This is a genomic window from Parasphingorhabdus sp. SCSIO 66989, assembly GCF_032852305.1.
Taxonomy (GTDB): domain Bacteria; phylum Pseudomonadota; class Alphaproteobacteria; order Sphingomonadales; family Sphingomonadaceae; genus Alterisphingorhabdus; species Alterisphingorhabdus coralli.
The window spans coordinates 3,162,327-3,174,499 of record NZ_CP136594.1 but is presented as its reverse complement, the minus strand read 5'-3'; the positions used below and the strand labels follow the sequence as shown (position 1 = coordinate 3,174,499).

The 12,173-nt window shown below is 57.8% G+C and carries 12 protein-coding genes; 5 read left to right on the top strand and 7 right to left on the bottom strand.

The window, feature by feature from the left end; genetic code table 11:
• Window positions 1-2: 2 nt before the first annotated feature.
• Window positions 3-884: an oxidoreductase gene (locus RB602_RS14820; RefSeq protein ID WP_317081666.1), complete on the bottom strand. Its 882-nt coding sequence runs from the start codon at window positions 882-884 to the stop codon at window positions 3-5.
• Window positions 877-1,554 (bottom strand): TetR/AcrR family transcriptional regulator, encoded by a 678-nt coding sequence (locus RB602_RS14815; protein WP_317081664.1) that lies wholly within the window; start codon window positions 1,552-1,554, stop codon window positions 877-879. Before RB602_RS14815 ends, RB602_RS14820 begins: the two co-directional genes overlap by 8 nt.
• A gap of 101 nt (window positions 1,555-1,655) precedes the next feature.
• Between RB602_RS14815 and RB602_RS14810 the strand changes: the two genes are divergently transcribed.
• Entirely contained in the window at window positions 1,656-2,060 is a 405-nt protein-coding gene (locus tag RB602_RS14810; RefSeq protein ID WP_317081662.1) for a hypothetical protein, read from the top strand.
• Between the two features lie 67 nt (window positions 2,061-2,127).
• The gene (locus tag RB602_RS14805; protein WP_317081660.1) at window positions 2,128-3,315 is read left to right on the top strand and encodes a BaiN/RdsA family NAD(P)/FAD-dependent oxidoreductase; all 1,188 of its coding nucleotides are present in this window, start codon (window positions 2,128-2,130) and stop codon (window positions 3,313-3,315) included.
• A 186-nt stretch (window positions 3,316-3,501) separates the two neighbouring features.
• Here the strand turns inward: RB602_RS14805 and ppc are convergent, their stop codons facing one another.
• Window positions 3,502-6,189 carry a phosphoenolpyruvate carboxylase gene (ppc, locus tag RB602_RS14800; protein ID WP_317081658.1) on the bottom strand — a complete coding sequence of 896 codons (2,688 nt, stop codon included), beginning with the start codon at window positions 6,187-6,189 and terminating at the stop codon, window positions 3,502-3,504.
• A gap of 147 nt (window positions 6,190-6,336) precedes the next feature.
• On the opposite strand from ppc, the gene RB602_RS14795 reads away from it, so the two are divergent.
• Entirely contained in the window at window positions 6,337-7,845 is a 1,509-nt protein-coding gene (locus tag RB602_RS14795) for an alkaline phosphatase family protein (RefSeq protein WP_317081657.1), read from the top strand.
• 15 nt (window positions 7,846-7,860) lie between these two features.
• Here the strand turns inward: RB602_RS14795 and RB602_RS14790 are convergent, their stop codons facing one another.
• On the bottom strand, window positions 7,861-8,739 hold the full coding sequence (locus RB602_RS14790; protein ID WP_317081655.1) for an OmpA family protein: 879 nt from the start codon (window positions 8,737-8,739) through the stop codon (window positions 7,861-7,863).
• A gap of 192 nt (window positions 8,740-8,931) precedes the next feature.
• Entirely contained in the window at window positions 8,932-10,215 is a 1,284-nt protein-coding gene (gene murA, locus RB602_RS14785) for a UDP-N-acetylglucosamine 1-carboxyvinyltransferase (protein ID WP_317081653.1), read from the bottom strand.
• A 149-nt stretch (window positions 10,216-10,364) separates the two neighbouring features.
• On the opposite strand from murA, the gene RB602_RS14780 reads away from it, so the two are divergent.
• Entirely contained in the window at window positions 10,365-10,733 is a 369-nt protein-coding gene (locus RB602_RS14780) for an energy transducer TonB (protein WP_317081651.1), read from the top strand.
• 2 nt (window positions 10,734-10,735) lie between these two features.
• Here RB602_RS14780 and clpS read toward each other — a convergent pair whose 3' ends face one another.
• Together clpS and RB602_RS14770 are read right to left on the bottom strand one after the other, a co-directional pair.
• Entirely contained in the window at window positions 10,736-11,170 is a 435-nt protein-coding gene (gene clpS / locus RB602_RS14775; RefSeq protein ID WP_406568423.1) for an ATP-dependent Clp protease adapter ClpS, read from the bottom strand.
• A gap of 162 nt (window positions 11,171-11,332) precedes the next feature.
• On the bottom strand, window positions 11,333-11,788 hold the full coding sequence (locus RB602_RS14770; RefSeq protein ID WP_317081649.1) for a phasin family protein: 456 nt from the start codon (window positions 11,786-11,788) through the stop codon (window positions 11,333-11,335).
• 31 nt (window positions 11,789-11,819) lie between these two features.
• On the opposite strand from RB602_RS14770, the gene RB602_RS14765 reads away from it, so the two are divergent.
• Window positions 11,820-12,152, top strand: a complete 333-nt coding sequence (locus RB602_RS14765; protein ID WP_317081646.1) for a hypothetical protein — start codon at window positions 11,820-11,822, stop codon at window positions 12,150-12,152.
• Window positions 12,153-12,173: the final 21 nt, after the last annotated feature.

The window sequence follows — 12,173 nt, the reverse complement described above, 5'->3', positions numbered from 1 at the left end:
CATCACCCTAACCGAAATGGCTCACCAATAAGCTTTTCCGAGACCTCCCATAGCCTGTTCGCGACCGCCGGGTCTTGGGCAGAGGCATCACGCACGGCTTTCCCCGCTTTGCCGCGTAATTCCTTGAAGCCTTGGGGCCCATAAAAATCGCCGCCCTTTGCGTCGGGAGATAATGCGGCGTGGAGTGACGGTTTCGCTGCGGAGGCATTGTTATGGATGATGAAGGGGGCGAGTATCTTCATGGTGTAATATTGTAGCCGCGACATATCATCGAAGAGGCCGCTATCCGAACCACCGGGGTGCACCGAGAGCGAAAGGACTTGTCTGCCCGCCGCCTGCAACCGTCGATTGAGTTCATCTCCGAACAGCAGGCAGGCCAGTTTTGACTGGCTATAGGCGGCGACGCCTTCGGTATTTTCACAATGGATATCGTCAAAGTGAATCCTGGCGCCTCTATGCGCTACGCTGCTCAACGATACGATCCGCGATTCTGGTGCGTCCGGCATCCTGTCGAGCAGCAATGACGTCAGCAGCATATGTCCGAGATGGTTGGTCATAAGTTGCAGTTCATAGCCGTTGCTGGCTTTGCGGCCGGAATAATCCAGCACCCCGGCATTGTTGATCAGCACATCCAGACGGTCATAGTGTTGGCGGAACGCAGTGGCAAAATGCCGCACGGACTCAAAATCGCTGAGATCAAGCAGCAACAGCGCAAATTCGCCGCCGGGCACACGCTTTTGCATCTCGGCCATGGCGGCCTTGCCCTTGGCCTCGCTGCGGCAGGCGAGCACGGTATGATATCCCGCTTTGGCCATGCCGATAGCGGTTTCAAATCCGATGCCATTATTGGCCCCGGTGACGATGGCGATCTTTGTTTCAGACATGATTGGCTGTTTCCTGTTTGTCGAGCTGAAGGAACGCGCAGGCAAGCGACAGCGCCTGCTCGGTGAATTTTGCGTTTGAAAGCCGGGATAGCTGGGACTTTTGCACATGCGGATCGAACCGTGCGCGCATCAATGCGATCAGCAGGTCGAGCACATAGCCACAGGCATAGGCCGGATCGGGATGGCCGACCTCCTGTCGCCGCGCCAGCAGCAGTGCCTTGAGCTGCTTGTTCGCTTTGCGCTGCATCTGCGGGAAATGATCGCCCAGTGATGGATCAAGCCGCACCGCTTCCAGCGCAGCGCTTTTGAAGCCGGGGCGGGCCTTGTTGTTGAGGATCGCGAATTCGATAAATTCCCGCAATATGTCTGCGATCCCCGCGCCCTCCCATCGTGCAGGCTCCATCACTTCGCGCATAGTCAGCTCAAATTCGCGGGTCATCCGGTCGAACAGCGCAAAGGCAATCGCCTTTTTGTCCTTGAAGTGATGATAGACCGAGCCGATCGAGCATTGCGCCTGTTTAGCGACATGCTGCACCGAGGTCGCATCATAGCCTTGCTCAAAAAACAGGATTTCGGCCGCATCGAGAACACGATTCTGGGTCTTGTGCGCACGGTCCTGCTGCCCCTCGCGGCGCCAGTGCACTTCCGATTGCCAGGGTGTGTCATTCATTGTGATCAATCTCGAATAATAGAATGTATATTCGGTTTATTGACAGAGCGAGTGAGTCCTGTCAACAATTAGAACATAGATTCTATTTTTGGAGATTCGATATGGCGCTTTTCGCAACGGCCATGCGGTATTTTATCCTGCTTTGTGCCTTGTTCATGCTGGGCTGGGGCCTTCTCGGCCTGCTGGAATACGCCGGAATTGTTCTGCTCGACCTCAAAAATCCTGACTTCCTGCCCGCTACCCAGCTGGTGCATTTCATCATCATTTTTGCGTCTGGCGCGGTCTATCTTATCGGCTATCTCACCCGCTGGTCGGGAACCCCGGTCGCGATGGCTGTGATCTTCGGCATGCTGGCGATGATGTGCACCATCCAGACATTCGACATGATGACCAATGACGGGCGCTATTCTGCCTATGGCCGCGAAATCGTGATGTACATTGTGCTGACGATTTTCCTGTTCCGGTCGCAGGAGATGCAGGATCATTTCCGGATTGCTCGAGGATAAGCATTTCTGAGCAATCGCTGACAACACCTCTCTGGCTCCTCGCGCCAATCCCCGCTAGGGCGCGGTGATGACTGCCCATATTTCCCAATATGACACCATCATCATCGGAGCCGGTGGCGCGGGTCTTATGTGCGCCGCTGTCGCCGGGCAGCGCGGGCGCTCGGTTTTGCTGATCGACCATGCTGACAAGCCGGGGAAGAAAATCCTGATCTCCGGCGGCGGGCGATGCAATTTTACCAATTTGCAGGCCATACCGGAGCGCTTTCTTTCGGCCAATCGGCATTTTATGAAGTCGGCGCTCAGCCGCTATGACCAGCATGACTTTATCGCCATGGTCGATAGGCATGGCATTGCCTGGCATGAGAAAACACTGGGGCAATTGTTCTGCGATGGCTCGGCGAAGCAGATTGTCGCGATGCTTATGGATGAATGCCCCGATGACCGGGTGACACTCAGCCTTGGGGCCGCGATCCGCGATATTCGCCATAGTGATGGGCGCTTCACCGTCGATTATGGCGATACAACCGTGACCGCCGCCTCGCTGGTGATCGCCACTGGCGGGCCGAGTATTCCCAAAATGGGAGCCACCGGCTTTGCCTATGATGTGGCGCGGCAATTCGGCCTGAAAGTCGTCGAACCGCGCCCGGCGCTGGTGCCGCTGACGCTCGGCGGTGAGGATGTGTTGTTCCGCGAACTATCGGGCGTGTCCGCGCCTGTGATCGCGCGATGCGGCAAGACGGCTTTTCGCGAGGCGGCTTTGTTCACCCATAAGGGTCTTTCCGGCCCGGCGATCCTGCAAATCTCCTCCTATTGGCGCAAGGGCGATGCGGTGCAGATCGATTTTCTGCCCGATAGTGCCGAGGATTGGCTGATCAGCGCCAAGCAAGAACATCCGCGCCAGCATTTGCCCGGCCTGTTGGGGCAACATCTGCCGCAGCGGCTATCCGATGCCTTATGCGGTCGTCTGTCGGAACGCACCGCGCCTTTGGGCGAATGCAAGGACGCGCAATTGCGCGACTGGCAGCGGCAGCTGAGCGACTGGCGCTTTGTCCCCAATGGCAGCGAAGGCTATGCCAAAGCCGAAGTCACCGCCGGCGGCGTCAGCACGGCGGAACTCTCCTCCAAAACCATGGAAGCAAAGAAAGTGTCTAGTCTGTATTTTATCGGCGAGGGCGTCGATGTCACCGGCTGGCTCGGCGGCTATAACTTCCAATGGGCCTGGTCCAGCGGTTGGGCGGCGGGGCAGGTGGTTTAGGTTCTATTTCTGTCCGTCCTATCGTCGGCCGCGCGCAGGCGGGGCCAAGGCTATCCTTTATTCTCACGCAAAGGCGCTAAGCCGCAAAGAAGGACTTGTGCTTGATGCAATCCTTTCGCGCCTTTGCGTCTTTGCGCGAGTCAAAGCCCTAGCCCCGCCTGCGCGGGGCCGACTGAGATTTTGACTTCACCCGCTATTCCTGAGCGCCGTCGCGATAGCGTTGATCGTCAGCTGTATCCCCTCGGAAATCCGCGCATCGCTTTCCCCCGCGCGATGCCGCTTGATCAACTCAATCTGCAACAGGTTGAGCGGTTCAATATAAGGCAGGCGCAGCTGGATGGAGGTGTCGAGTGCGGGGGTCTTTTCCAGCAGGCGCGACTGGCCGGTTATGTCCAACAGGCTTTCATGCGTGCGTTGCCAGCCATCGCGGATGCGCGGGAAGATTGTGGTGCGCAGATCGGCGTCCTCGACCATCTCGGCATAGAGCGCGGCGATATCCATATTCGATTTGGCCAGCACCATCTCCATATTGCCCAAAGAGGCGCGGAAAAACGGCCAGCTTTGCGCCATATCTTTCAGCAGCGCTGTGTCCTCAAACGCCGCCAGCGCATGGCCGACGCCATACCAGCCCGGCAGCATCACCCGCGCCTGCGCCCAGCTGAACACCCAGGGGATGGCGCGCAAATCCTCAATCGCCGGGCTCTTGCTGCGGCTGGACGGGCGCGAGCCGATTTTCAGCGTCGCAATCTCGGCAATCGGCGTCATCTGGCGGAAGAAGCTGGTGAAACCATCTGTCTCATAAACCAGCCCGCGATAGGCATGGAATGCCGCGTCGGACAGCGTGCGCATAGCGGCGGCATAGTGCTGGCGGTCCTGTTCGGGCCGTTCCTGCGGCGCCAGGCTGGTGAGCAATGTCGCCGAGACCATGGCTTCCAAATTGGTCGCGGCGGTTTCGATCGTGCCATATTTGGCAGCGATCACCTCGCCCTGTTCGGTGATGCGGATGCGTCCCTGCACCGTGCCCTTGGGCTGGGCCTGGATCGCCTGAAAGGCCGAGCCGCCGCCTCGCCCGACTGCGCCGCCACGGCCATGGAAAAGCTGCATCCCAACTCCAGCCGTGGCAAACACGTCAGCCAGCGCGCTGCTTGCCTGATAGAGCCCCCAGGTCGAGGTGAGATAGCCGCCATCCTTGTTGCTGTCGGAATAGCCGATCATCACTTCCTGCACGCCGCGTGCGCGGACCATATCGCCCATCTGCGGCAGCGCGAAAAAGCGCGCCATAATGTCGGGCGCATTGTCGAGATCATCGACGGTCTCAAATAGCGGCACGGCCATAATCGCGGCGCGCGCGGGCCCGTGACCATCGGCAGCGTGATACAGGCCGACTTCTTTGAGCAGCAGATAGACTTCCAGCAGATCGGAAACGCTTTCCGCCTTGGAAATATTATAGGTGGTAATGCAGGCCGGACCAAAGCGCGCATGCGCGTCCGCAGCGGCCTGAATGATCGCCAGTTCCTTGATGCTCTCTTCGCTGAAACCCTCCGTAGTACGCGCCAGTGGCCGGTTATGCTCCAGCTCGGCCTGTAGCAGCGCGATGCGATCGGCCTCGACCAGCGCCAGATAATCCTGGCTGACCCCGGCATGGCGCAGCAGCTCGGCGACTACCCGCTCATGCACATCGCTGTTCTGGCGCATATCGAGTGTGGCGAGATGGAAGCCAAAGGTGTCAATCGCGCGGATGATCCGGCCCAGAGCGCCCGAACTGGTGAAATGGCTATCACCGCCTTCGGCCAGTCCCTTGGCAATGGTCACCAGATCGGCGCGTAGCTCTTCCGGCGTGGCATAGGGCTCGGCCTCAATAGACGACGGGCGATGGCTTGGGTCTCCAGTGAGCTCTGCATGGGTTGCGTCGAGCCTTGCATAAATGCCGGTCAGCGCGCGGCGATAGGGTTCGTCAAAGCGGCTCGGCGCATCATCACCACTCGCTTCGGCCAGCGCCAGAACCGGCTCTGGCACCCGGCTCAATTCAGACGAGATGCTGAGTTCTGACCCCACATCATGAATATCGTCAAGATAGCGCTTGATCACCGTGCCTGCGCCGCGCGACAGCGCCAGTTTCAGCGATGCCGCATCGACAAAGGGGTTGCCATCACGGTCGCCGCCAATCCAGCTGCCGAGCCGCAAGAAGCTGGGCGGGCGCTTGCCCAATACCCGCTCCCACCGGGCATAAAGCGCGGGCAATACGGGCAGAAACACATCGCGCATATAGGCATGAGCGTTTTCCACCTCATCGGCGACGAACAGCTTGTCACGGCGCAATGTCCGCGTCTGCCAAAGCAGCGCGATCTGGCGGTAAATCGCATCCTCGACGCTGTCGCCGCTGCCGGTTTCCGCGACGCCTGCATCGCGCAGCTTCATCAGATCGGCGATACGGTTCTTATGATCAATAATGCTTTTGCGCCGCACCTCGGTCGGGTGCGCGGTCAGGACCGGGACAATCAGTCCCTCATCAAGCAGTGCCAGTATAGCATCTTCACTGACCCCTGCCGCCTGCACCCGTTCCACCGCCTCGGCAAAAGTCGCGCCCTGCTCCTGCGTAACGCCCTGCCGGTCCTCGGCCAGATTGGCGAGCAACGAGAACAGCATAAAGCCGCGAACAAAGGCGAGCGTGTCATCCAGATCAAGCGCATCAATCCCGGTATCTACCGCATCACTGCCGCTGATCCTGCGGTGGCGGTCGACACTTGCCGAGCGGATGGTTTCGGTCTGCTGAAAGAGCTTTTCGCCGCCATAGCTGCGGATGACATTGCCCAGCACCTCGCCAAGATAGCGGATATCGGGATTTTGGGTGATGCGGTTGGTATTTTCGGTCATGCGGCGAAGCTGACTGTTCCGCGATGACAGGTCAAGCGTCGAAGCGAGTGCTTACGTAAAAACAGCGATGGCGTCTTGCGGCTGTCATGGGAACATGGGAGAGCGGCGCGTTAGATCGAGAACTTACAACCGCATCGGAGCTCGTCGATGTCTTTTTCCACTCGCCATGCGACACTTATCATTGCTGCTCTGTCCCTGCCCGTCAGCACGACAGGATGGACGAAAACTGAGGAGACAACACATACCGTCACAGCCAATGACGCCTATTATCAGGCTGGCGAGACAGCGCTTGCCCAGCATCTTGAGCATGTACCCAACACCAATCAGGCGAAGAATCTGATTCTGTTTATCGGCGATGGCATGGGGGTCAGCACCATCACCGCCGGGCGTATCTATATGGGGCAGGCTGAAGGGGGTGACGGCCCGTCTTTCGTCACACCCAGCGATGCCATGCCCTATGCCGCTATGGTGAAGACCTATAGCCATGATTTCCAGGTGGCGGACAGCGCGGCGACCGCTACCGCGATCGTCTCCGGGGTCAAGGCGCGCTCGGGCACTCTTGGTGTGACGTCCGAAGTGGAGCGCGGCGATTGCGCCAGCGGAGTCGGCAAATCGGTGCCGTCGCTGTTCGATCTCGCCAGGCAAGCCGGGCGCGATACGGGGGTTATCTCCACCGCGCGCATCACGCATGCGACACCGGCCAGCACCTATGCCCATAGTGTTTCACGTGATTGGGAAAATGATGGCCGGATGCCCGAAGATGCAACCGCGTGCAAAGACATAGCGCTGCAGTTGGTTGAATGGGACGAGGGCAGGGGGATGGACCTGGCCATGGGCGGTGGTCGCGCCAGCTTCCTGCCGACCAGCATGGCCGATCCGGAATATCCTGAATATACGGGCGTCCGCGAGGATGGCCGCAATCTGGTCGCGGAATGGCAGAGCAAGAACCCTCAAGGCCTTTATGTCTATGATATGGCCGGGTTCAAGGCACTAGATGCGGGTGATGATGGCCCGATACTCGGCTTGTTTGAGACCAGCCATATGCAATATGAGGCCGACCGCATCTTAGGTAGCGATACAGACCAGGCGGGCGAGCCATCGCTCTCCGAGATGGTGGCGCTGGCGATTACGAAATTGTCGAAAAACCCACGCGGTTTTGTCCTGATGGTGGAAGGCGCGCGTATCGACCATGCGCATCATGCAGGCAATGCCGCACGCGCCTTGATTGATACCCAGGCGTTTGAAGCCGCGATCAAGACTGCGCTCGAGACGGTCAATATGGACGAAACACTGGTGCTGGTGACCGCAGACCATAGCCATGTCTTCACCATCGCCGGTTATCAGCCGCGCGATAACCCTATATTGGGGCAGGTACCGCTAAGCCGCTATACCACGCCTGAAGATGGCAAGCCCTATACCACTTTGGGCTATGCCAATGGCCCGGGTGCCAAGACGGATGCGCTGCGCGCTGATCTTACTGAAACCGATACCACTGCGCTCGACTATAAACAGCAGGCGTTGGTGCCGCTGGGCAGCGAAACCCATGGCGGCGAGGATGTGGTGATCAAGGCGCAAGGCCCGCGGGCTTATCTGTTCCGCGGCACGATTGAGCAGAATGTTATCTTCCACATCGCCAAATATGCTCTCGGGCTTTAGGAGGTTCTGGCTGGCTTACAGCCCGTCCAGCCCTTTACTGACCAGCACATTGACCGAAACGCGGCGATTCTGCGCCTTGCCTGCGGCGGTGCTGTTATCGGCCTGCGGGTCGGCGGATGCCATGCCGGTCGGTGTTAGCATGCGATAGGGTTTCCAGCCGCATGCCTGTTGCAGATAGTTGACCACCCGTCCGGCGCGTTTTTCGCTGAGGCGTTGATTGACCTCCTGGCTGCCGGTGGAATCGGTGTAGCCGACAACCAGCATCAGCGAGTTATCAATACCATCAGCCTCGCGCGCGACATAGCACAGCTCATCGCGCGCCGCGGGCGACAGATTGGCCTTGCCGCTGTCAAAATACACATTGGCGGTACGCTTGATGTTATACTTGTCAATATCACCCAGACGTCCGCGCAAGGCCTCGGTGGCGGCGCTCTGTTCGGCAAAACCCTGCGCCGTGCCGCTGCGAATCATATTGGCGGTTTTCAGATTAGTGTTGGAGAAACGAACACGGCTTGCCACCAGGCTGTCATTCCATTGAACGGTGCGTATCTCGACAGGCAGGCCATTCAGCAGTGCATCAGCGCCCAGCGATGTGCGTTCAAGTCCGAGAAAGCCCCCCTTTGCACGGATGTTGGTCGCTTCGCTGAGCAACACTACCATGCTGCTGCCATCCTCGGCGGTGACCTGCATTTTCTCGCCACTGCGCGCGGAGATAATGCCCTTGATCTCGGGTCCTTCGGCAAGACCTGTGAGGTCGGCAGGCGCCGTGCCATAGACGACCATCTCGTCCTGACCGGTTGGATATTGCTCTTGGGCAGAAAGCCCCGACGATGCCGTCGCCGCCAACAGACCGGCCAGTAAAAGGGCGCAAGAATTTCTATATACCAAACGCATGTGTCTACTCCTTTTGAACTCCGGCTGCTGCCCCTGACTGTGCATAAACGCTTCAGTCGCGAGCCATTTCTCTGAAGTGCTAAGGCTACCCTTTCTGGCGCATGAACGCGAGCGCCAATCGCAACGGAGAAATGGGCCGCATGAGTGTCTGTTGCGGTAAACCGTTGGCGGCGGGTTTACGGGTGGTTACTCTTAGTCCCCGCCAACGCGTTCTACATCAGCACCAACCGCCTGCAGCTTCTCCTCAAGCCGCTCATAGCCGCGGTCGAGATGGTAGAGGCGGTTGACATGGGTTTCGCCTTGCGCTGCCAGTCCGGCAATCACCAGTGACATGGAAGCGCGCAGATCGGTCGCCATCACCGGCGCGCCAGTCATCTCCTTGACGCCATGGACTACTGCGGTGCGGCCCTTGGTCTCGATATGCGCGCCCATGCGGTTGAGTTCGGGCACGTGCATATAGCGGTTCTCGAAGATGGTTTCGGTGAGCACGCTCGAGCCATCGGCAAGGCACAGCATCGCCATCATCTGCGCCTGCATATCGGTGGCAAAACCGGGATAGGGCGCGGTGGAAAGGGTCAGCGGATGCAGCGCGCCATTGGTGGCGATGCGCAGGCCGTCATCGGTGGATTCGACGATCACGCCTGCTGCGCGCAGGGCGGCGACGGTGGCTTCCATCTCGTCCTCACGGGCATGGAGCAGCTCGACATCGCCGCCGGTAATCGCGGCGGCGCAGGCATAGCTGCCGGCCTCGATCCGGTCGGACATCACACGATAGGTCGCGCCATGCAGCCGGTCGCGTCCGGTTATCGTCAGTTCGGATGAGCCGATACCGTCAATCTTCGCGCCCATGGCAGTGAGCATATTGCACAGATCAACAATTTCCGGCTCACGCGCGGCGTTCTTCAGTGTTGTAATGCCGGTGGTGAGGACCGCCGCCATAACCGCATTTTCGGTAGCGCCGACCGATACCACGGGAAAGGTGAAATCGCCGCCGGGCAGACGGCCTTTGGGCGCAGTGGCTTTGACATAGCCGCTGGCCATTTCGATTTCCGCGCCCATGGCCTCAAGTGCTTTAAGGTGTAGGTCAATCGGGCGATTGCCGATAGCACAGCCGCCGGGCAGGCTGACCGTGGCTTCGCCTTCGCGCGCCAGCAGCGGGCCAAGCACCAGAATAGAGGCGCGCATTTTGCGCACCAGGTCATAGGGCGCGACATTGCTGGTGATGCGCGTTGCCTGCAGCGTCATCACCCGGCCGAAATCGCCGGGGCGCGATCCGGCGATGCTGGTAGATACGCCGAACTGGTTCATCAGATGTTGGAAGCCGTCAATATCCGCCAGCCGCGGCAGATTGCGCAGTGTCACCGGCTCATCGGTGAGCAGCGCGCAGGGAAGCAGTGTCAGCGCAGAATTCTTCGCGCCGGAAATCGGTAGTTTGCCGGAAAGGCGTTTGCCGCCTTTGATAATCAGTTTGTCCATGAGATGCGTTTAACGCCAATTTTCATTGGCGCAAGCACAGGACAACCGATCCGTTTCCTTATCTATGTTGCTTTGAGCAATGGCATTCGGTATTTAGTTACTTAATGTTTTTCACCCTAACCACATCTGCCCTAGCCGGTATAATATTCTTGTCACATGTTGCTCCAAAGAATCGCGATTCAGAAAGTCAAATTGTAGAAACAGAAGTAACAATACAAAATGAAGAATCAGAGGATGGCGAAAAAAAGCGCCCTTCTACCTGGGTAACAAGTAATTATCCCTCACGTGCTCTTGAGGAAAAAATGGAAGGCGTTGTAACATATAAGCTTCTAGTTGGAATTGATGGCCGTGCAAAAGAGTGCACAATACTAGAATCCAGCGGGCACGAAATATTGGACAGGCACGCATGTGCAAATCTGATTGCAAATTCTCGTTTTAGTCGTCCAGCAATAGACGATGAAGGTAATTTCATTGAAGGTGATTTTGTTGGCAGGATAAGATATAAAATAGGAGGCTAGATTCAAGCCTTCTCAAGCGTGCATTGCAGCGGGTGCTGGTTTTCTTTGGCGCAGTCCATCACCTGATTGACCTTGGTCTCGGCGATTTCATAGGTGTAGATGCCACATACGCCGATGCCCTGTTGGTGCACCTGCAGCATTACCCGTGTCGCCTGTTCCATATCCATATTGAAGAAGCGCTTCAGTACCGCGACGACAAATTCCATCGGGGTATAATCGTCGTTGAGCAGCAGCACCTTATACTGGCTTGGCTTTTTCGGTTTGGCGCGGGTCTTTGTCGCGACGCCGACCTGGCTGTCGCCTTCATCGCCGTCATCCTCATCACTGGCGCGCACGGGCACGATGGTCAGAGACGCATCATCGCCATGCAGCACATTGCGCTGCAATAGCTCGGTATCGGCTTCAGCGCCGCTATAGGGTGCAGAGGTGATCGGCATGGTCACAAGAATATCGTTATTCCCGGTGCAGGTGCAAGAGCTGAGTCGCGTCAATTCCGTTTGACCAGCAAGATAAATACAAAAAGGCCGGAACAGTTCCCCGTTCCGGCCCCAATCTGGTTATCGCGGCCATGATCAGCCACGATCAAGCACCTGAGCGAATCAGGCAGCTTTCTTTACGTTCTCAACCGCAACGCTGACGCGGTTGGAGATCGGCTGGAAAGCGTCGCCAGCGAGCTTGACGAACATTTCGGTGTTCTTCGAGGTCTGGCTGACAGCGGTGTCGAAAGTCTTGCGCAGCGTTTCGGCCTGCAGCTGGAAGAATTCGGTTGGCGACTTAACGGCAGCGAAATCCTTCATCGTTGCGGTTACGTCTTCGAAATTCTTGCGGGTGTCAGAAGCATAAGCCTGACCCATTTCCTGCATGCCCTTGGCAGCGATCTTGCCGGATTCAACCAGAGCTTCGATATTGGCTTTGTTGAACTCGGTAGCCTGCGAAACATATTCGCTGCCTTTTTCGAAAGCAGCTTTGGCGCGGCCTGATACATCGCCGAACAGTTCCTGAGCGCGAGCGGTCATGTTTTCAGCGGTTGCTTTGGTTTCGGTCTTCTTGGTCATTTTAACGTCCTTTCTGGGAGCAGCGGTTTTCTTGGCTGCAACAGTTTTGCGTGTGGTGGTCTTGCGAACAGTCTTTTTGGCAGTGGTCGCCGTGGCTTTCTTGGCGGCTACTTTTACCGGAGCTTTTTTGGCCGGTGCCTTTTTCGCAGCAGGCTTTTTCGCCGCTGTCGTTTTCTTGGCTACGGTTGCCTTTTTGGCAGCCGGAGCAGCTTTCTTAGCCGGAGCGGGTTTCGCGGTGGTTGCCGGAGCAACCGATGCGGTCGCCGCTTCAGAAAAAGCCTTTTCCGCAGATTCGCTAGAAGCTACGGGTTTGGCAGTTGGGGTATTCGGCGTGCTTGCCATGATGCGTGTCCTGCGTCATTGATGTTGCAGTGCACAATAAGCA